The organism is Knoellia altitudinis (assembly GCF_042666355.1).
Lineage (GTDB): Bacteria > Actinomycetota > Actinomycetes > Actinomycetales > Dermatophilaceae > Knoellia > Knoellia altitudinis.
In genome coordinates this window covers 376,347-395,544 of record NZ_JBHTDK010000001.1, presented here as the reverse complement: position 1 = coordinate 395,544, position 19,198 = coordinate 376,347, and the positions used below count along the sequence as shown (strand labels likewise).

General features: G+C 69.9%; 19 protein-coding genes. 11 read left to right on the top strand and 8 right to left on the bottom strand.

Annotated elements, in window-relative coordinates; all coding sequences use genetic code 11:
- Positions 1-23 precede the first annotated feature (23 nt).
- The 3 genes from ACFQW8_RS01855 (at position 24) to ACFQW8_RS01845 (ending at position 3,416) form a co-directional block, all read left to right on the top strand.
- Positions 24-323, top strand: a complete 300-nt coding sequence (locus ACFQW8_RS01855) for a DUF3039 domain-containing protein (RefSeq protein ID WP_380088559.1) — start codon at positions 24-26, stop codon at positions 321-323.
- Positions 324-539: 216 nt separating this feature from the next.
- On the top strand, positions 540-1,532 hold the full coding sequence (locus tag ACFQW8_RS01850; RefSeq protein ID WP_380085282.1) for a zinc metalloprotease: 993 nt from the start codon (positions 540-542) through the stop codon (positions 1,530-1,532).
- 123 nt (positions 1,533-1,655) lie between these two features.
- Complete coding sequence (locus ACFQW8_RS01845) at positions 1,656-3,416, top strand: DEAD/DEAH box helicase (RefSeq protein ID WP_380085281.1); 1,761 nt, start codon at positions 1,656-1,658, stop codon at positions 3,414-3,416.
- A 16-nt stretch (positions 3,417-3,432) separates the two neighbouring features.
- On the opposite strand, the gene ACFQW8_RS01840 is transcribed toward ACFQW8_RS01845, so the two are convergent.
- Positions 3,433-3,924, bottom strand: a complete 492-nt coding sequence (locus tag ACFQW8_RS01840; RefSeq protein ID WP_380085280.1) for an Lrp/AsnC family transcriptional regulator — start codon at positions 3,922-3,924, stop codon at positions 3,433-3,435.
- Between the two features lie 107 nt (positions 3,925-4,031).
- On the opposite strand from ACFQW8_RS01840, the gene hppD reads away from it, so the two are divergent.
- The 7 genes from hppD (at position 4,032) to ACFQW8_RS01805 (ending at position 9,596) form a co-directional block, all read left to right on the top strand.
- On the top strand, positions 4,032-5,294 hold the full coding sequence (gene hppD / locus ACFQW8_RS01835; protein ID WP_380085279.1) for a 4-hydroxyphenylpyruvate dioxygenase: 1,263 nt from the start codon (positions 4,032-4,034) through the stop codon (positions 5,292-5,294).
- Between the two features lie 233 nt (positions 5,295-5,527).
- Positions 5,528-6,052: a histidine kinase gene (locus ACFQW8_RS01830; protein WP_380085278.1), complete on the top strand. Its 525-nt coding sequence runs from the start codon at positions 5,528-5,530 to the stop codon at positions 6,050-6,052.
- 41 nt (positions 6,053-6,093) lie between these two features.
- Complete coding sequence (locus ACFQW8_RS01825) at positions 6,094-6,894, top strand: DUF4097 family beta strand repeat-containing protein (RefSeq protein WP_380085277.1); 801 nt, start codon at positions 6,094-6,096, stop codon at positions 6,892-6,894.
- Positions 6,891-7,691, top strand: coding sequence for an ABC transporter ATP-binding protein (locus tag ACFQW8_RS01820; RefSeq protein WP_380085276.1), 801 nt, complete (start codon positions 6,891-6,893; stop codon positions 7,689-7,691). Before ACFQW8_RS01825 ends, ACFQW8_RS01820 begins: the two co-directional genes overlap by 4 nt.
- Positions 7,688-8,470: an ABC transporter permease gene (locus ACFQW8_RS01815; RefSeq protein WP_380085275.1), complete on the top strand. Its 783-nt coding sequence runs from the start codon at positions 7,688-7,690 to the stop codon at positions 8,468-8,470. The genes ACFQW8_RS01820 and ACFQW8_RS01815 overlap by 4 nt, the downstream gene beginning before the upstream one ends.
- Before the next feature lie 63 nt (positions 8,471-8,533).
- On the top strand, positions 8,534-8,737 hold the full coding sequence (locus tag ACFQW8_RS01810; protein WP_380085274.1) for a DUF4177 domain-containing protein: 204 nt from the start codon (positions 8,534-8,536) through the stop codon (positions 8,735-8,737).
- A 79-nt stretch (positions 8,738-8,816) separates the two neighbouring features.
- Entirely contained in the window at positions 8,817-9,596 is a 780-nt protein-coding gene (locus tag ACFQW8_RS01805; RefSeq protein ID WP_380085273.1) for an RDD family protein, read from the top strand.
- A 207-nt stretch (positions 9,597-9,803) separates the two neighbouring features.
- Here the strand turns inward: ACFQW8_RS01805 and fahA are convergent, their stop codons facing one another.
- Together fahA and ACFQW8_RS01795 are read right to left on the bottom strand one after the other, a co-directional pair.
- The gene (gene fahA / locus ACFQW8_RS01800) at positions 9,804-11,042 is read right to left on the bottom strand and encodes a fumarylacetoacetase (RefSeq protein ID WP_380085272.1); all 1,239 of its coding nucleotides are present in this window, start codon (positions 11,040-11,042) and stop codon (positions 9,804-9,806) included.
- A complete protein-coding gene (locus ACFQW8_RS01795) occupies positions 11,039-11,899 on the bottom strand; it encodes a hypothetical protein (RefSeq protein WP_380085271.1) in 861 nt (286 codons plus the stop codon). The genes fahA and ACFQW8_RS01795 overlap by 4 nt, the downstream gene beginning before the upstream one ends.
- Before the next feature lie 58 nt (positions 11,900-11,957).
- Between ACFQW8_RS01795 and ACFQW8_RS01790 the strand changes: the two genes are divergently transcribed.
- Positions 11,958-13,217 carry a homogentisate 1,2-dioxygenase gene (locus ACFQW8_RS01790; RefSeq protein WP_380085270.1) on the top strand — a complete coding sequence of 420 codons (1,260 nt, stop codon included), beginning with the start codon at positions 11,958-11,960 and terminating at the stop codon, positions 13,215-13,217.
- Here the strand turns inward: ACFQW8_RS01790 and ACFQW8_RS01785 are convergent.
- The 5 genes from ACFQW8_RS01785 to nirB form a co-directional block, all read right to left on the bottom strand.
- Positions 13,183-13,542 (bottom strand): precorrin-2 dehydrogenase/sirohydrochlorin ferrochelatase family protein, encoded by a 360-nt coding sequence (locus tag ACFQW8_RS01785; protein WP_380085269.1) that lies wholly within the window; start codon positions 13,540-13,542, stop codon positions 13,183-13,185. The genes ACFQW8_RS01790 and ACFQW8_RS01785 overlap by 35 nt on opposite strands.
- A 65-nt stretch (positions 13,543-13,607) precedes the next feature.
- A complete protein-coding gene (locus ACFQW8_RS01780) occupies positions 13,608-14,705 on the bottom strand; it encodes a uroporphyrinogen-III synthase (RefSeq protein WP_380088557.1) in 1,098 nt (365 codons plus the stop codon).
- A gap of 35 nt (positions 14,706-14,740) precedes the next feature.
- Positions 14,741-15,973 carry a uroporphyrinogen-III C-methyltransferase gene (gene cobA, locus ACFQW8_RS01775; protein ID WP_380085268.1) on the bottom strand — a complete coding sequence of 411 codons (1,233 nt, stop codon included), beginning with the start codon at positions 15,971-15,973 and terminating at the stop codon, positions 14,741-14,743.
- Positions 15,970-16,368, bottom strand: coding sequence for a nitrite reductase small subunit NirD (gene nirD, locus ACFQW8_RS01770; RefSeq protein WP_380085267.1), 399 nt, complete (start codon positions 16,366-16,368; stop codon positions 15,970-15,972). The genes cobA and nirD overlap by 4 nt, the downstream gene beginning before the upstream one ends.
- Positions 16,365-18,941 (bottom strand): nitrite reductase large subunit NirB, encoded by a 2,577-nt coding sequence (gene nirB, locus ACFQW8_RS01765; RefSeq protein ID WP_380085266.1) that lies wholly within the window; start codon positions 18,939-18,941, stop codon positions 16,365-16,367. Before nirB ends, nirD begins: the two co-directional genes overlap by 4 nt.
- Between the last annotated feature and the right edge of the window lie 257 nt (positions 18,942-19,198).

Sequence of the window (19,198 nt, the reverse complement as noted above, 5' to 3'; positions counted from 1 at the left end):
CTGGACCGGTGAGCGACCCGCAGATGCCCAACGACCCCTTCACTCCCGAGCGGGAGTCCGAGCCCTCGGGTCCCTCGACGCGCACGGCCGTGCTCGAGCGCGAGGAGACGGTCCCGCAGGTCCAGGAGCCAGGCGACCACGAGCGCTTCTCGCACTACGTGCGCAAGGAGAAGATCCTCGAGTCAGCTCTCTCCGGCGAACCCGTGACCGCCCTGTGCGGCAAGGTGTGGGTCCCCGGTCGCGACCCCAAGAGGTTCCCGGTCTGCCCGGAGTGCAAGGAGATCTACGAAGGGCTGCGCAAGCCGCAGGACGGCGGCGAGTGACCCGCTGACGCGTCCCTCCCCGCCCGCCGGACCAGCGGCGGCGGACCGATGGCGCGGTGTCGTCGGGGGGTGAGCGGACGGCATACCGGCCGTCAGCCGCTTTGCCAAACCTTGACCGGATCATGGAACTTCTCTGGTATCCGGGGTCCGGTGGCGTCGCTAGGTTCGAGAGAACCGGACCTCACAGAGGTTTGTGCAAACCGAAAGGGACACCACATGTCTGTTCGTCCAGTGCGCACCGTCGCACTTCTCGCCGCCTCGCTCCTGTCGGCAGCCGGGCTCGGCGTCACGAGCGCCTCGGCCGTCACCACGGCCGGTGACCCGACCATCTCCGCCGAGTGTGTGCACCACGACGACGAGGTCGGGCACGCCGCCGCTCGCTCTGGCAAGGCCGGCAAGTCCGACCCCCACCACTTCACCGCAGCCGAGGTCGCCGCCAAGGAGTCGGCGTTCGCCAAGGCGCTCGCGGCGAAGGGACTGACCAAGAGCAGCACGGGCAAGGCCGTGGACGCCAAGAGGCCGGGCGGTGGCGGCGGAACCGCAGCGTTCGCGCCCACGACGGTCAACGTCTACTGGAACACGATCACCAACGGGTCCGCCGGCGCCGTCAGCAGCACCGCCATCGCCTCGCAGATCAACGTCCTCAACCAGGCCTACGCCTCGACGGGTTTCTCGTTCGTGCTCAAGGGCACCAAGGTGACCAACAACGCGGACTGGTTCAGCGTCACCATGCCGAACCGCGGTGAGCCCAGGGACGCAGCGGCCATGAAGACGGCGCTGCACCAGGGCACCATGGCCGACCTCAACGTCTACTCGCTGAGCTTCGCCGACGGCACCCTCGGCTACGCCACCTTCCCGGGCGGCTCCCTGAGCTACGACGGCGTCGTGCTCGACTACCGGTCCCTGCCCGGCGGGAGCGCCGCTCCCTACAACCTCGGTGACACGGGCACCCACGAGGTCGGCCACTGGGCCGGGCTCTACCACACCTTCCAGGGTGGCTGCACGACCACGGGCGACTCGGTCGCGGACACCCCGGCCGAGGCCAGCCCGGCCTTCGGCTGCCCGGTCGGCCGCGACTCCTGCGCCTCGCTGCCCGGCACCGACCCGGTCCGCAACTTCATGGACTACACCGACGACTCGTGCATGGACCAGTTCACGCCGAACCAGATCACCCGCATGCAGAACCAGTTCGTCGCCTTCCGCGCCTGACTGCGCTGACCGTCTGAACGAACGCGCAGCCGACCGTGCTGCGCATGCACATCACCGAGGGCCCGTCCGTGAGGCGGGCCCTCGGCATGTCGTCCGGCGATCATCGTTACCCTTGCGGAGCCGATGAGTACCTCTGCTGCCAGCCACCTCAGTCCCGCCTTCCCGGAGCGGGCCGCGTGGGGTACCGCCGCGAAGCTGCGCGCCTGGCAGCAGGACGCGCTCACGGCATACCTCGAGGCGGATGCCAAGGACTTCCTGGCGGTCGCGACGCCCGGTGCCGGCAAGACGACCTACGCACTGCGCATCGCCGCGGAGCTCCTGGAGAGCGGTGAGGTCGAGGCCATCACGGTCATCGCACCCACCGAGCACCTCAAGACGCAGTGGTCCGAGGCGGCGTCGCGCGTCGGCATCCAGCTCGACCCGAAGTTCTCCAACTCCACCGCCGTCCACAGCCGTGAGTACGACGGCGTCGCCCTGACCTACGCACAGGTGGCAGCGCGGCCGGACCTGCACCAGCGCCGCACGGAGTCGACCCCGACGTTCGTCATCCTCGACGAGATCCACCACGGCGGAGACGCGCGCAGCTGGGGTGATGCCATCCGGGTGGCCTTCACGCCCGCGAAGCGACGGCTCTCGCTCACCGGGACGCCGTTCCGGTCCGACTCCAACCCCATCCCGTTCGTCCGCTACGAGATGGACGAGGCCGGGATCGTGCGTTCCGCCGCCGACTACACCTACGGGTATGCCGCCGCCTTGCGTGACGCCGTCGTCCGTCCCGTGCTCTTCCTCGCCTACGGCGGCGCGATGCGGTGGCGGACCAAGGCCGGTGACGAGATCGCAGCCCGCCTCGGCGAGCCGCTGACCAAGGACCAGACGGCCCAGGCCTGGCGCACGGCGCTCGATCCCAAGGGGGAGTGGGTCCCGTCGGTGCTCGCCGCTGCGGACAAGCGGCTCACCGAGGTCCGTCGCCACGTGCCCGACGCCGGGGGGCTCGTCATCGCGACGAACCAGACCACGGCACGCGCCTATGCCAAGATCCTGCACTCGATCACGGGGGAGAAGACCACGGTCGTCCTCTCCGACGACGCCGGGTCGAGCCAGCGGATCGAGGAGTATGCCGCGGGTCAGTCGCGCTGGATGGTGGCGGTCCGCATGGTGTCCGAGGGCGTCGACGTGCCCCGGCTCTGTGTCGGCGTCTATGCCACCTCGACCTCGACCCCGCTGTTCTTCGCGCAGGCCGTGGGTCGCTTCGTGCGGGCCCGCAAGCGCGGGGAGACCGCCTCGGTCTTCCTGCCGTCCGTGCCCACGATCCTCGAGCACGCCGCGTCGATGGAGCTGGAGCGCGACCACGCCCTCAACCGCAAGAGCGACCCCGAGGCCGAGGCGTCGATGTGGGCTGAGGAGGAGAGCCTCATCGCGGCGGCCAACCGCACGGACAGGACGATGGGGCTCGAGGACGAGAGCTTCGAGGCGCTGGAGTCCGATGCGCACTTCGACCACGTGCTCTTCGACGCGCAGCAGTTCGGGCTGCACGCCGACGTCGGTTCGGACGAGGAGCAGGACTACCTCGGGCTGCCCGGCCTGCTCGAGCCCGACCAGGTGTCGGTCCTGCTCCACGAACGACAGGCGAAGCAGAGCAACGCCCCCGGGCGCAAGCCCCGTGCCTCGGAGGCCCCCGTGTCGGCCCACCGCGCCCTCGCGGCGCAGCGCAAGGAGCTCAACAAGCTCGTCGCCGCCTATGCCAAGAAGACCGGGTCACCCCACGCCAACGTGCACATGGAGCTCCGACGGGCCTGCGGCGGACCGGAGCTCGCCGCCGCGACGTCCGAGCAGGTGGCCGTCCGGATCGACAAGCTGAGGCTCTGGTTCGTCGGACGCCGCTGAGGCCTTGACCTGGCGGTCAGTCGTTGCCCCGCTGGGCGGACGCCTCCACGAGGGGTCCGGTGCGGTGGTCGAGGTGGGTCACGAGACACATCGAGGTGTTGGCCCGCAGGACGTGGACGTCGTCGATGATCTCGTCGATGACCCTGCCGAGGTCGGCGTTGTCCCGTGCGACGACGCGGACGATGAGGTCGCCGACGCCGGTCGTCGAGTGGATCTCGAGGACCTCGGGGATGGCAGCGAGGTGGGCGACGACGGGCGCGTGCCCCTGCCGCTGCCGGATCTCGAGCGTGCAGAACGCCGTCACCGGGTAGCCCAGCGCCGCCGGGTCGACCTGCGGGCCCATGGCCGAGATGATCCCGCGCCCCTGGAGTCGGTCGAGGCGGGCCTGCACCGTGCCTCGGGCCACCCCGAGGCGGCGGGAGGCGCCCAGCACTCCCACCGTCGGGTTCTCGGTGAAGAGCGCGATGAGGCGCGCGTCCAAGGCGTCGATGCCGTCGGGTCGGATCATGGGCACAGTGTCGACCTGTTGCCCCTCCCACGGCAAGATGGTGCGCAGACTGTGCAGCGCGGCGGCATACCGTTGCACATCGTGCGTGGGTCAGACACCCTGCAACCATGACCGACACCACGATGACGACCCCGGCCACGGACGCACCGGCGCAGCCCGGCCAGCTCGACCTCACCCCGCAGGAGCGGGAGGCGAACCTCGACCTCGACCAGCTCAAGCAGCTCGTCGGCCTGGTCGAGTACGACGAGACCAAGGACCCGTTCCCCGTGACCGGCTGGGACGCGATCGTCTTCGTCGTGGGCAATGCGACCCAGGCGGCGCAGTACTACCAGTCCACCTGGGGCATGGAGCTCGTCGGCTACTCCGGACCGGAGCACGGCAACCGCGACCACAAGGCCTTCGTGCTCAAGTCGGGCTCGATCCGCTTCGTCCTCAAGGGCGCCGTCAGCCCGGACAGCCCGCTCATCGCCCACCACACCAAGCACGGTGACGGCGTCGTCGACATCTCGCTCGAGGTGCCCGACGTCGACAAGTGCATCGCCCAGGCCAAGGCCGCCGGTGCGCGCGTCGTGCAGGAGCCCGAGACGGTGTCCGACGAGTTCGGCTCCGTGCGCATCGGCGCGATCGCGACCTACGGCGAGACGCGCCACACGCTGGTCCAGCGCACCATCGACGGCCAGACGTATGCCGGCCCCTACCTGCCGGGCTACGTCGCGCGCACGTCGACGTTCACCAAGCGCGACGGTGCCCCCAAGCGGCTCTTCCAGGCGCTCGACCACATCGTCGGCAACGTCGAGCTCGGCAAGATGGACGAGTGGGTGACCTTCTACAACAAGGTCATGGGCTTCGTGAACATGGCCGAGTTCATCGGCGACGACATCGCCACGGACTACTCGGCACTCATGTCCAAGGTCGTCGCCAACGGCAACCACCGGGTGAAGTTCCCCCTCAACGAGCCGGCGATCGCCAAGAAGCGCAGCCAGATCGACGAGTACCTCGACTTCTACCAGGGCCCCGGGGCGCAGCACCTCGCGCTCGCGACGAACGACATCCTGCGCAGCGTCGACGAGCTCCGCAAGGAGGGCGTGGAGTTCCTCGACACCCCGGACGCCTACTACGACGACCCCGAGATGCGGGCCCGCATCGGTGAGGTCCGCGTCCCGATCGAGGAGCTCAAGTCGCGCAAGATCCTCGTCGACCGTGACGAGGACGGCTACCTGCTGCAGATCTTCACCAAGCCGCTGGGCGACCGCCCGACGGTGTTCTTCGAGATCATCGAGCGCCATGGCTCGCTCGGCTTCGGCAAGGGCAACTTCAAGGCCCTGTTCGAGTCCATCGAGCGCGAGCAGGACGCGCGCGGCAACCTCTGAGGCAGCCGCCCCCGCAAAACGCTGAAGGCGGGGTATGCCGGGTGGGGACACCCGGCATACCCCGCCTTTTCGCGTCCCCGGGCGGCCGCATTATCGGGTCACCCGATAAAGGGGCGCTCGACCCCGGTTGGCAACTCGGGTGGAACGGCACGTCATCGGGTCGCCCGATGCTGCGGCCAGCAGCTGGCGTCACGCTGTTGACAGTGACGTCATAATGGTGCCAACATGGCGTCATGGAACTCACCAGATATGTCGACTCGCTCCAGCAACAGCTGGCCGTGGCCGCCGCAGCAGGTGGTCCGGAGGCCGAGGCCGTCGCCGAGCGACTCGCGGCGCCACTGGACTCCGCCGTTCGGCTGACCCTGCAGGAAGCGGTGGTAGACGCCGCCGCCGAGATCACGCTCGCCCTGGCCCCGGCGTCGGTCGACGTCCGCCTCGCGGGTCGCGGTCTCGCCTTCGTGGTCTCGGGTGCACCCGAGGCGACCACCCCGGTGACGTCATCCGTGACGCCATCCCGGACGACAGAGGAGGGGGACGAGGGAGGGACCTCCCGCATCACCTTCCGCCCCTCCGACCGGCTCAAGGCCGACATCGAGTCCGCGGCCGAGCGGGAAGGCCTCTCCGTCAACGCCTTCCTCGTCCGCACGCTCACGCTCGTGGTCCGACCGAGCGGTCCGAGCGCCTCCACCGCCTCCTCCCCGAGCGGACCGGTCACGACCCCCCAGGGCGGCCAGCGGCTGTCCGGCTGGGTCCAGTGATCTTTGCCATGACCGCCATCAACCACCCCCAGGAGCTCTCCATGACCACCTTCGACACCCCCGCACCCATTCGCGCGCGCGTCCGGCTGCATGCCGGCAGCGTGCGCGCCGTCGCCTCCGACACCGACCACACCGTCGTCACGGTGACCCCGTCCCGACCCGACCGGGCCGGGGACGTCGACGCTGCCGAGCGCACGAGCGTCACGCTGGTCGACGGTGTCCTCGACGTCGCCGCCCCCCGCGACCGGGGGCTCAGCCTCGTGTGGCGCCCGGCCTCGGTCGAGGTGCTCGTCGAGCTCCCGAGCGGCTCCCACCTCGACGCCGAGACGAGCGCCGGCGACATCGAGGCCACCGGGCGGCTCGGCGAGTGCACCCTCAAGACGTCGGCCGGCAACGTGCGCGCCGACGAGACATCTCGAGCGCAGCTCCGGACCTCGGCCGGCAACGTCGACGTCCGGCGCGCCACGGTCGAGGCAGACCTCAACACGAGCGCCGGCAACGTCACGCTGGGGGACAGCGCCGGTCGCGCCACCCTCCGGGCCAGCACCGGTGACATCTCCGTGGGCCGCAGCTCCGGCCGCCTCGACGCGCGGACGTCCTATGGGCAGATGCGGGTCGACTCCATCAGCCAGGGGGAGCTCACCCTTGCCACCGGATACGGGTCCATCGACGTCGGCGTCCTCGACGGGACGGCGGCGAGGCTCGACGTGTCCTCCAACCACGGACACGTCCGGAGCGAGCTGTCGCCGAGGCCGGGCCGCCCCGAGGGCGCAGAGCTCACGGCGGCCATCGCGGCCGTCACGAAGTACGGCAACATCACGATCAGGAAGGCGCTGTCATGACGACCACCCTCGGCGCCCCTCCGGCCACGGCCACCCCGGCCATCGCGGTCACGGGGCTGCGCAAGTCCTACGGCGACGTCGAGGTCCTGCGAGGCGTCGACCTCGAGGTTGCCCAGGGGAGCATCGTCGCCCTGCTCGGCAGCAACGGCGCCGGCAAGACCACCCTCGTGAGGATCCTGTCCACGCTCCTCAAGGCCGACGCCGGCGAGGCGAACGTCCACGGACTCGATGTGGTCACCGACGGCGCGGCCGTGCGCGCGGCGATCAGCCTCACCGGACAGTTCGCGGCCGTCGACGAGGTCCTGACGGGCCGCGAGAACCTCGTCATGATCGCCCAGCTGCGACACCTCAAGGACCCGGGTCGGATCGCCGACGACATCCTCGAACGGTTCTCGCTCACCGATGCTGGCGGTCGACGCGTGGCGACCTACTCCGGCGGAATGCGTCGCCGGCTGGACATCTCCATGAGCCTCATCGGCGACCCGCGGGTCATCTTCCTCGACGAGCCGACGACCGGCCTCGACCCGCAGGGGCGCCTCGAGGTGTGGGCCGCCATCAGGGAGGTGGCCTCGCAGGGCACGACCGTGCTGCTCACCACGCAGTACCTCGACGAGGCCGAGCACCTCGCCGACCGGATCGCCATCCTCCACGAGGGCCGGATCATCGTCGATGGGACGTTGGCCGAGCTCAAGGCCCTGCTGCCACCGGCAGAGGTCGAGTACGTCGAGAAGCAGCCCAGCCTCGAGGACGTCTTCCTCGCGGTCGTCGGCGCCAGGAAGACTGAGGAACACCGATGAGCACCTCCACACCAGCAACCGCCCACTTCTTCGGCGACACCGCGGTCCTGCTCCGCCGTTCACTTCGCCACATTGCCCGCAGTCCCGACACCATCATCACGACCCTGGTCATGCCGATCGCCATGATGCTGCTCTTCGTCTACGTGCTCGGCGGAGCCATCCGCACGGGGACGGAGTCCTACGTGAGCTACCTTCTGCCCGGCATCCTCGTGATCACCATCGCCTCCGGGATCTCCTACACGGCGTTCCGCCTCTTCCTCGACATGCAGGGCGGCATCGTCGAGCGGTTCCGGTCGATGCCCATCGCGCGTTCCTCGGTGCTCTGGGCCCACGTCCTCACGTCGCTCGTCGCCAACCTCCTGTCCCTGGTGGTCGTGCTCCTCGTGGGGCTGGCGATGGGGTTCCGTTCTGGCGCAGGGCCGCTCGCGTGGTTGGCGGTCCTCGGTATCCTCGTGCTGCTGACCCTGGCCCTCACCTGGGTGGCGGTCATCCCCGGCCTGAAGGCGAAGACGATCGACGGCGCGAGCGCGTTCGCCTACCCGCTGATCTTCCTGCCGTTCATCAGCTCCGCGTTCGTGCCCACCGACAGCATGCCCGGACCGGTTCGTGCCTTCGCCGAGCACCAGCCGATCACGACGATCGTGGACGTCCTCCGTCGGCTGTTCACCGAGCAGCCCGTGGGCAGCGACGTCTGGACAGCCCTCGCCTGGTGCGTCGGCATCCTCGTCGTGGCCTACGTCGTCGCGGTCCGCACCTATCGGAGCAGCGTCGCCGCCTGACCGGACCACCGAGAAGCTTGAACGTATGCCGTGGGGCCGGCCCCACGGCATACGCTCGTCCTCATGGGATATGAGTACAAGGTCGTGCAGATCCGTGAAGGCCTCGTCGGCGGCAAGATGTCGGCGGGCAAGCTCGAGTCGGTCCTCAACGAGTGGGCCGCCAAGGGGTGGCAGCTCAAGGCCGTCACCGCTGTCGAGGTCAAGGGCCGCATCGGTCCCGGAGGCACAGAGGGTGTCCTCGTGACCTTCGAGCGCGCGCTGAGCTGAGTCCGGGGCGCGACGCCCCGTCCCTGGTTGCTGCAACGCGTGGGGAGGGGTCCCAAGACGGTGTGACATCCTGCGTGGCATGAGCACGCCGAGCAGCGCCGGGTGGTACGAGAACCCGGACAACCCCGATGAGCTGCGCTATTTCGACGGCATCCTCTGGACCGCGAACACGACGCCACTGCGCAAGCGGCCGCACCAGGGCCCACCGGTCGTCCCTCCATCATCGGGACCACAGCCGAGACCAGAGGGCTGGGGACCGCAGCCGCACCAGCAGACCGGTCACCCGGAGCGGCGCGCCGCACGCCCCGGTCAGTCGGACGTGCCCGGGCAGCCGACGCTCGCCTCCTACCTACTACGCGCGGTGGCCTACCTCATCGACACGCTCGCCGTCGGCGCCCTCTCACTCCTCTTCGGTGGCTACTTCCTCCTGAAGGCCTTCGAGCCGATCGCTGACCGGCTCGACGCAGCCGTCGTCAATGGCGACGTGGGCGCCATCAGCGCGGCGTTCGCCGACGTGAGCTTCGGCTACCTCGGAGCCTTCCTCGCCATCCAGCTGCTCCTGTTCGTCGCCTACCAGGTCCTATGCCTGCTGAGGTGGAGTGCGACCCCGGGCAAGCTCGCCGTCGGGATCAGCGTGCGTCGGCTCGACCGTCCGGGACTGCTCGACCTCGACACCGCCATCCGTCGGGTGGGCTTCCAGGCAGCCGCCCAGGCCCTCGGCAACGTCCCGCTCCTCGCGGTCTTCGGGACCTTCCTCGTCGTCGCCGACCTCGTCTGGCCGCTCGCCGACGACAAGAAGCAGGCGCTGCACGACAAGGTCGCCAAGACCATCGTGGTCAAGGGCAAGGTCCAGCGCTGACCGATCCGATGCAGGCCCCTGCGCGTTCGCCTCTTTGACGAAGAGATCGCGTCAACGACGGACGACAGGGCTGTTGGACTCCCAGATGGAGGTCGCGGGACGCAGGACCACACGGTACTCGCGCGATGAGACGAAACTGACCCAAGCGCTCGCGGGCGACGGACCCACGAAGCTGCCCCTGACCTGCCGCTCTCGGAGCGTGAGTCATCAGGTCCGGGTCACGGCCGGCCGGATCGTCCCCACACACTCGCTGAGGGAGATCCGAGTGCCGTCCGCGCCTGGTGCTGTCGCGCGCAGGATGACTGTGTCGCCGTCCTCGAGGAAGGTGCGGGTCGAACCGTCGTCCAGGGTCACGTCCTCCTGACCGCCCCAGGAGAGCTCGAGGAAGGAGCCGCGCTCGTCCTTCTCGGGCCCCGAGATGGTGCCGGACCCGAAGAGGTCCCCGCTGCGCAGCGTGGCTCCGTTGATGGTCATGTGCGCGACCATCTGCGCCGGTGACCAGTACATCGAGCGGTAGGGCGGCCGAGAGACCACCGTGCCGTTCCACTCGACCTCGTAGGTGATGTCGAGCCCGTATGCCGTGCTCGCACCGTCGTCCGTCGGCTCACCCCGCAGATAGGGCAGGGGAGTGGGGTCGGTCTGTCCGGGCAGCGGCACCCGCGCGACGCGCAGCGCATCGCTCGTCACGACCCAAGGCGAGATCGTCGTCGCGAACGACTTGCCCAGGAAGGGGCCGAGAGGGACGTACTCCCAGGCCTGCAGGTCGCGCGCGCTCCAGTCGTTGAGGAGGACGACACCGAAGAGGTGGTCGTCCGAGTTCGCCACGGAGACAGGCGAACCCAGCTCGGTGCTGCCGCCGACGATGAAGCCGAGCTCGGCCTCGATGTCGAGCCGCACGCTCGGCCCGAAGACGGGGACGGGCTCGGTCGGTGGCTTGCGCTGCCCGCTCGGCCGCACGATGTCGGTGCCGGAGGCGACGACCGTGCCGGATCGGCCGTGGTAGCCGATCGGCAGGTGCTTCCAGTTGGGCGTGAGCGGCTCGGAGTCAGGGCGGAAGAGGCGACCGACGTTGGTCGCGTGATGCTCGCTGGCATAGAAGTCGACGTAGTCCGCGACCTCGATCGGCAGGTGCATGGTCACCTGGTCGACGGGGATGAGGTGGGGCTCGACACAGTCCCGCCGGGCCGGGTTGGTGAGGACCTCCACCAGCCACTCGCGGGCGGCGGTCCACGCAGGTCGCCCCAACGCGAGGAACGGGTTGAGGGACGTCTGCTGCCACACGGCATACGACTCCATCCCGGCCTGCTCGGCGCAGGGCGCGAGGTCGAGGACGTGGTCGCCGATGCGGATGCCGACCCGTGGTTCCGAGTCTGCGGTCGAGAAGACGCCATAGGGAAGGTTGCTGAGGCCGAAGGGGTGGTCAGCGGGCAGGTCGAGCCAGGTCATGAAGGGTTCTCCTCAGGGAGGTCGAGGTCGAGCAGGCCGAGGTCGTCGAGCTCGCCGATGGGGTCGGTGACCTCACAGCATCCGTATGCCGTGAGGAGACTCCGCAGACGGGTCGTGTCCGCGTCGCCCAGGGACTCCACCGCGTCGGCGAGCAGGTGTGAGTCGCGCTGTGCCAGAAGGGCTTCGACTGCCACGAGGGCTCCGTCATGGGCTGCCGAGTGCACCGCGAGCAGGACGTTGAGCAGCCCGTGCTGGGGCTCACCGTCATGCTCGGCGCGGACGGCGTGGTGCAGGCCGCCCGTCAGCTTGAAGGGAACCCCCACCCGGGCGCATTCGTGGATGAACGCCGCGAGCTCGGCCTCGTCGGGCCAGGCCCACGTCGGGGTCGCTCCCGTGCGGAACTTCGCCTGGACGACGGGCCCGGCCTCGTCGACTCCGGCACGGATGTCATCGAGCGCACGACGGTGGTCCGCGCCACGGGGCACCTCGAGCGTGAGCGGGAGCGAGCCCACGGGGAGCCCGCGCCAGCCGGGGAACCAACCGAGCTCGGCACCCACGGCAACCACCTTCGCCTCGTTCTCCAGCCGCTCCACCGCGTCCAGGACGACCGAGGGGTCCACCCCCGGGCGAGCGATCAGCCCGACGTCCAGCGGCTTCTCGGAGACCGTGTCGACGTGGGTCAGGAGCGCCTCCACGTCGGAAGCCGGGACGAGCAACGGACCGATGAGGGCGGCATACGCCGCCTGTCTGTGAGCTCGGTGGCGGGCCACGGCGACGTCGAGCGGTGCATTCCCGGGAGGGAAGACGGCGGCATCGTCGATGAGCCCTGCGAGCAGGGCGGTGGGCGCCGTTGACATGGCCGACACGCTACTAGGCTGGCCCCACCGAAGTTTCTACACAGTGAGGTGGAGAGCAGTGGCGCACTACCAGTCGATGGGCAGCATCCCGCCCAAGCGGCACACGCAGCACCGGCGACCGGCCGGGCGTGGGAAGACCGGCGAGTTGTACTACGAGGAGCTCATGGGCGAGGAGGGCTTCTCGTCCGACTCGTCCCTGCTCTATCACCGTGGCATCCCGTCGACGATCGTCGATGCGCGGGTGTGGGAGATCGGTGACCTGTCCACGACGCCGAACCACCCGCTGAAGCCGCTGCACCTGCAGCCGCACAACCTGTTCCCGGACTCCAAGACGGTGAACAGGACGGATGTCGTCACGGGTCGTCGCCTGCTGCTCGGCAACGGTGACGTGCGGATCTCGTATGCCGTGGCCGGCGCGACGAGCCCGTGGTACCGCAACGGCATCGGTGACGAGTGCGTCTACATCGAGCGCGGCGCGGCTCGGGTCGAGACGATCTTCGGGGCCTTCGACGTCGCGCAGGGTGACTACATCATCATCCCGCGGGCCACGACCCACCGCTGGATCCCGAGGGGCTCACGCAAGGAGCCGCTGCGCGCCTACGCCATCGAGGGCAACAGCCACGTCGCGCCGCCCAAGCGCTACCTCAGCAAGTACGGCCAGCTGCTCGAGCACAGCCCCTACTGCGAGCGTGACCTGCGGACGCCGCAGGGGCCGCTCCTCGCCGAGGACATCGGCGAGAAGGAAGGCGCCGAGACCGAGGTCTACATCAAGCACCGCGGCTCCGGCCCGGCGGCCAGTGGCGGCATCGTCGGCACCGTCCACACGCTGCCGTTCCACCCCCTCGACGTCGTGGGCTGGGACGGCTGCCTCTATCCCTACGTCTTCAACGTGCGTGACTTCGAACCCATCACCGGCCGCGTGCACCAGCCGCCGCCCGTGCACCAGGTCTTCGAGGGCTGGAACTTCGTCGTGTGCAACTTCGTGCCACGCAAGGTCGACTACCACCCGTTGTCCATCCCGGTGCCCTACTACCACTCCAACGTCGACTCCGACGAGGTCATGTTCTATGTCGAGGGCGACTACGAGGCGCGCAAGGGATCGGGCATCGGCCAGGGCTCGATCTCGCTGCACCCGGGCGGACACGCCCATGGTCCGCAGCCGGGCGCCGCCGAGGCGTCGATCGGTGCGGAGTACTTCGACGAGCTCGCCGTCATGGTCGACACGTTCCGTCCGCTCGACCTCGGCGAGGGTGGGTTGGCCTGCGACGACGGCAAGTACCACCTCAGCTGGAGCGGCGGGCGGGGCGCCCGTCGCTGAGCAACCGCCACTGGCGCCGCGCCTCGACCCACCCGCACACGAGGGCGTCGAGCGCGGCGTCGCCGGTTGCGGCGTGCACCAACCACACCTGGTCGAGGTCGCTGGGGCGCGGGGCGCGGTTCTCCCAGGTGATGCGCCGCTCGGCGAGCAGGTCGAACATGTCGTCACACAGATGGGCGGCGATGACCGTCACGGCGTGCGCACTCGGGGCAAGGGCGTCAACCCTCGCCGCCGCCACCCGACCGCCGCCCACGACGAGCACGTGCCGGTCCGGCGTGGGGAAGTCGAGCAACCTCACCGTGTCACGGTGTCTGTCCGAGGTCATGAGTCATCCTGACGAGGCACGGTTGCGGGTGAGGTCACCTCGTGTTACGTCTGGGTTGCACGGGTTCACTCGGATGGGCTGAGCCCCAGGCGGTAGCCGCGTTTGACGACTGTCTGCACCAGGGTGCGACCGCCGGCATCGCGGAGGCGTCCGATGGCGACCTCGGCGGCGTGAGGATCGGTCGAGTCGCCCGGCAGGACGGCAAGGACGGCGGCCCGCGACACGACGTCGCCCCCGGCGTCGACGAGGAGCCGCAGCACCGCAAGCCCGCTCGGTGACAACGGCAGGACGTGGCCGTCGAGCAGGGCCACAGTGCGCCGCACCTGGAGGTGACCGTTGACGGTGGCCACTGCCGACGACTGAGCCACCTCGAAGTGATGGACGAGGCGACGGACGAGTGCCCCCAGTCGCCCTCGGTCCGGCACGATCGGCTCGATTCCCCTGTCCTGCAGGGGAAGTGCTGTCACCGGTCCGACCGCAGCCGCGACGAGGCAACCGTCGGCGCAGCGGGCGACGATCCCGTCGGTGACACCTTCGGCGTCGGCTGCTGCCAGCCAGGCGTGCGCTCCGGGCGCCGAGGTGAAGACGACGGCGTCGATCTCGCCGGAGGCGGCGTCGCGCACCGACTGGGCCAACGCTGCGGGGTCCGGCGTCGGGCCCCACCGATAGACGACGAGGCTCGCGACATCGGCTCCGGCGGCGGCGAGCTCGGTGTCGAGCCCGTCGGCGCCGGCCCCGTGGTGTTGCACGGCGATGCGCAGACCGGCGACGCCCTCGTCGAGCAGGAGCTCGAGGATCTCGGCGGACGTCTCGCTCTCGGCGACCCAGTCGGCGGTGAGCCCTGCGGCCTGGATGGCGCCGCGCGCCTTGGGTCCCCGGGCGATGATCCGTGCACGACCCAGCACGAGGACCAGCTCGTCGGCGAGACCCGCAGCATCGGCCGCCTCGATCCAACCCCTGAGGCCGATGCCGGTGGTGACGACCACGACGTCCGGCGGGGCGGCGAGCAGCTCCTTGGTCGCGATGAGGAGCTCGTCGTCGTGCTCGTGCGGGACGATCGTCATCGCGGGAGCATGGCGGACGGTGGCGCCACGTCTGGCCAGGGCGGACGACAGCTCGGCCGAGCGCCGGTCAGCGGTCACGAGGACGACGCAACCAGCCATGACCTGGCTGAGGGTCGGGGGAGTCCGGGCAGCGCTCACACCGTCAGCCTGTCCGACCGCTCGGGCGCCAGCAGCGCGGGGTCCGCGACCCGGCCCACGACGATGACGGCGGGCGCACGCACGTCGGCGGAGGTCGCGGCCGTGACGATCCTCCCGAGCGAGGCGCGGGTGACGCGCTGGAGCTCGGTGGTCGCACCCTCGATGATCGCCACCGGCAGGTCGGCGCTCGCTCCGTGGGCGACGAGGTCGCTCACGTGCTCCGCCAGCAGTCGCACTCCCATGAGGATGACGAGTGTCGCAGTCTCGGCAGCTGCCGCCGACAGCGCGTGGGTGTCGATCCGCTCGTGGCCGTGCACGATGTGCACGCCACCGACCGTTCCCCGGTGGGTGAGGGGTATGCCGGCCGCCCCCGGAGCGCTCAGGGCTGAGCTCACACCTGGGACGACCTCGACGGAGACGCCGGCCTCGCGGCACGCCAGGACCTCTTCGCCGCCGCGACCATAGACGAACGCGTCGCCCCCCTTGAGCCGCACGACGGTGCGCCCCCGCTGGGCGTGCTCGACAAGGATGCGGTTGATCTCGTGCTGGGGAACCGGGTGGTGACCGGCGGTCTTGCCCACGTCGATGACCTCGACACTGACAGGGAGGGTGCGCAGCAGGGCGGTGGGGCCCAGCCGGTCGGTCACGACGACATCGGCCTCGGCCAGGGCCCGACGCCCGCGCACGGTGATGAGGTCGGCCGCACCTGGTCCGCCTCCGACGAGGATCACCCGCCCGTCCGTTGCGGGCTGCCTCCGTCGGGTGCGCAGGTCCAGGTCGGTGCTCTCGAGGTGCAGGGCAAGGGCGTTGCGGATGGACACCACCCGAGCCGGGTCAGGGCGCCCGGTCGAGACGACGCCCACCCTCACGCCGGCGTGGTCGGCGACCGCCGGGCTGCGAGCGGTGCCGTGCTCCGATGTGCCGGCACAGACACTGAAGACCCGTGCTGCGGTGGCCTGCTCGCACAGTGCTCGGTCGACCGACACGTCACCGGTGGCCGCGACGACGAACCAGGTGCCGGCGACGTCATCGAGCGCCACCTCGCGCTGGCTCCAGGTCACCGACGCCTCGGCGACGAGGTCGAGCATGGCCTCGCACACGACCGGCGTGACGACGTGCACGAGGGCACCATCGGCCACCAGGGCCGCGGCCTTGGTCACCGCCACTGGCCCCCCGCCGGCCACTAGGACGCGACGGCCGACGAGATCGACGCCCAACAGTGTGGTCATGTCACCGTCCCCGCCGTCACACTGGGGCGGACGACGTGAACGATGCCGTCGCGCACCTCGGTTGGCCAGGTATGCAGGGGCTGCGGCTCCTTGCCCACGGAGTCGAGGCACTCCCCGGTGCGCAGGTCGAAGACCTGCTTGTACATCGGCGACGCCACGGTCGGTGCCTCTCCACGAGTCCCGACGATCCCTCGGGACATCACGAAGGCGCCCGAGAACGGATCCAGCTGCTGCACGGCATACACGTCGCCCGAATGGGTGCGGAAGAGCGCGACCTGCTCGCCGCCCACGAGGGCCGCGGAACCGCGTTCCGGCGCCAGGTCGTCGAGCCGGCACACCGCGATCCACGCAGGGATCGCGAGGTTGACCTCCTGCGTCGCGACGTGGGTGGTCATCGGCGGACCTCCAGGGTGGTGCCGGCGATGAGCACACCGCCGGCGCGCTCCTCCGGGGTGGCAGGGCGGGCCTGGCCGCGCTCGGCGACGTAGGCGAACGAGTCGTCGGCCTGCTCGGGCGCGTTGACGAAGGACCCGAAGCGGCGCAGCTTCTCGGGGTCGGCGAGCGCTGCGGCCCACTCGTCCTCGTAGCCGTCGACGTGGGTCACCATGGCCGCGTCGAGGTCGGCGGCGATGCCGAGGGAGTCGTCTAGGACGACCGCGCGGATGGCCTCGAGCCCGCCCTCGTGGTCGTCGACCCACGCCGCCGTGCGCTGCAGCCGGTCAGCCGTGCGCACGTAGAACATGAGGAAGCGGTCGATCGCCTGCACGAGAGTCTCGGTGTCGAGGTCCTCGGCGAGGAGCTGCGCGTGCTTGGGGGTGAAGCCACCGTTGCCGCCGACGTAGAGGTTCCAACCGTTGTCGGTCGCGATGACTCCGACGTCCTTGCCGCGGGCCTCCGCGCACTCGCGCGCGCACCCGGAGACGCCGAGCTTGATCTTGTGCGGCGAGCGCAGACCGCGGTAGCGCAGCTCCAGGGCGATCGCGAGGCCGACGGAGTCCTGCACGCCGTAGCGGCACCAGGTCGACCCGACGCACGACTTCACCGTCCGAAGCGACTTGCCGTAGGCGTGACCAGACTCGAAGCCGGCATCGACCAGGCGGGTCCAGATTTTGGGGAGCTGCTCGATGCGGGCACCGAAGAGGTCGATCCGCTGGCCCCCGGTGATCTTGGTGTAGAGCCCGAAGTCCTTGGCGACCTCACCGATGATGATGAGCCCCTCGGGCGTGATCTCGCCGCCCGGGATGCGCGGCACGACGGAGTAGGAGCCGTCCTTCTGGAGGTTGGCCATGACGTGGTCGTTGGTGTCCTGCAACGTCGCTCGCTCACCCTCGAGGATGTGACCGGTGCCGAGCGAGGCGAGGATCGAGCCGATGACGGGCTTGCAGATGTCGCAACCACGGCCGCGTCCATGCGTCGCGATGATCTCGCTGAAGGTCGTGAGGCCCTGGACTCGCACGACGTCGAAGAGCTGGGCGCGGGAGAGGTCGAAGTGCTCACAGAGAGCCTTGCTGACCTCGACGCCGGACTTCTCCAGCTCGGTCGTGACGAGCTTCTTGACGAGGGGGAGGCAGGAGCCGCAGCTCGTGCCGGCCAGGGTGCAGGCCTTGACGCCGGCGAGGTCTGTGCAGCCGCCGTCGGTCACCGAGCACCGGATGGCGCCGGCGGTGACGTTGTTGCACGAACAGACGGTTGCGTCCTCCGGCAGGTCCGTTGCCGTTGCCGGTCCACTGCCTTCGGGGAGCAGGTATGCCGCAGGGTCCCCTCCCAGCTCACGGCCCACCATCGGTCGCAGCGCGGAATATGCACTGGCGTCACCCACGAGGATGCCGCCACGCAGGGTGCGGGCGTCGTCGGACATCACGAGCTTCTTGTAGACGCCACCGACCGGGTCGGAGATGACGACCTCGAGGCTGCCAGGCTCCTGCGCAAAGGCGTCTCCGAAGCTCGCGACGTCGACGCCGAGGAGCTTGAGCTTGGTCGACAGGTCGGCGCCCGGGAAGGTGCCCTCGCCTCCCAGCAGCCGGTCGGCGACGATCTCGGCCATCGTGTAGCCGGGCGCGACGAGACCGAGGCAACGGCCGCCGATGCTGGCGACCTCACCGATGGCCCAGATCGCGGGATCCGCTGTGGCACAGCAGTCGTCGACGACGACGCCTCCGCGCTCACCCACCTCGAGTCCGGCGGCCCGGGCGAGCTCGTCCCGAGGTCGGACACCCACGGCGAAGATGACGACGTCGACGTCGAGGGCCGGCCCTTCGGCGAACTCCATCCGCGAGACCGTGCCGCGGTCGCCGACGATCTTGGACGTGGCGGTGGACGTGCGCACCGTGACGCCGAGGCCTTCGATGAGGCGCTTGAGGCCTGCGCCGCCACCGTCGTCGACTTGGAGCGGCATGAGGCGTGGGGCGAACTCAACGACCGTCGACTCGACCTCGAGTGCCTGGAGGGCGCCGGCTGCCTCGAGTCCGAGGAGGCCACCACCGACGACCGCGCCACGCACGGGGCGGTCGAGCTCCCCACGACGCTTCTCGACGAAGGCGCGCAGGTCGGCCACGTCGTCGATGGTGCGGTAGACGAACGCGCCCCGAAGGTCCTTGCCCGGGACGGGGGGCACGGCGGCATACGAACCGGTTGCCAGCACGAGCGCGTCGTAGGAGAGGACTGCGCCACCGTTCGTGGTCACCGTCCGCGCCTGGCGGTCGATGCTGTCGGCCCTGACGCCCCGCCTCAGCGTGACGAGCGGGTCGTCCCAGATGTCCTGACCGCCGAGAGCGAGGTCCTCGGGTTGGCGCCCGGTGAAGTAGGACGTAAGGGCGACGCGGTCGTAGGGCGCGCGCGGCTCCTCGCACAGCAGGGTCACCGCCCACTGCCCGGCGTCGTCACGCGAGCGGAGGGCGTCGATCAGTCGTCGCGCGACCATGCCGCCGCCGACGACGACGAGCTGTTTGATGTCCGGTGCCTCAAGCATGGTGACGACGCTAGGTATGGGCCGTTTCGGGACGGTCGTCCAACTGTTTCCCCTACGTAAAACGGTCCTCACACACCGGGGTGCGCCGCGGTGAGGTTGCGAGCGCAATGGTTCCAGGGCAGATCAGCGCCTGCGAAGTCTCTGCTTGTGGCCGCGGTCGAGTGCTGGCTCCTCGTGCGTTGACCGGACCCTCGTGATTCGGACTTGCGGACCTCATTCCGTGAGAGGGCGTCAGTGGACGGGGGAGTGGCAGTGTC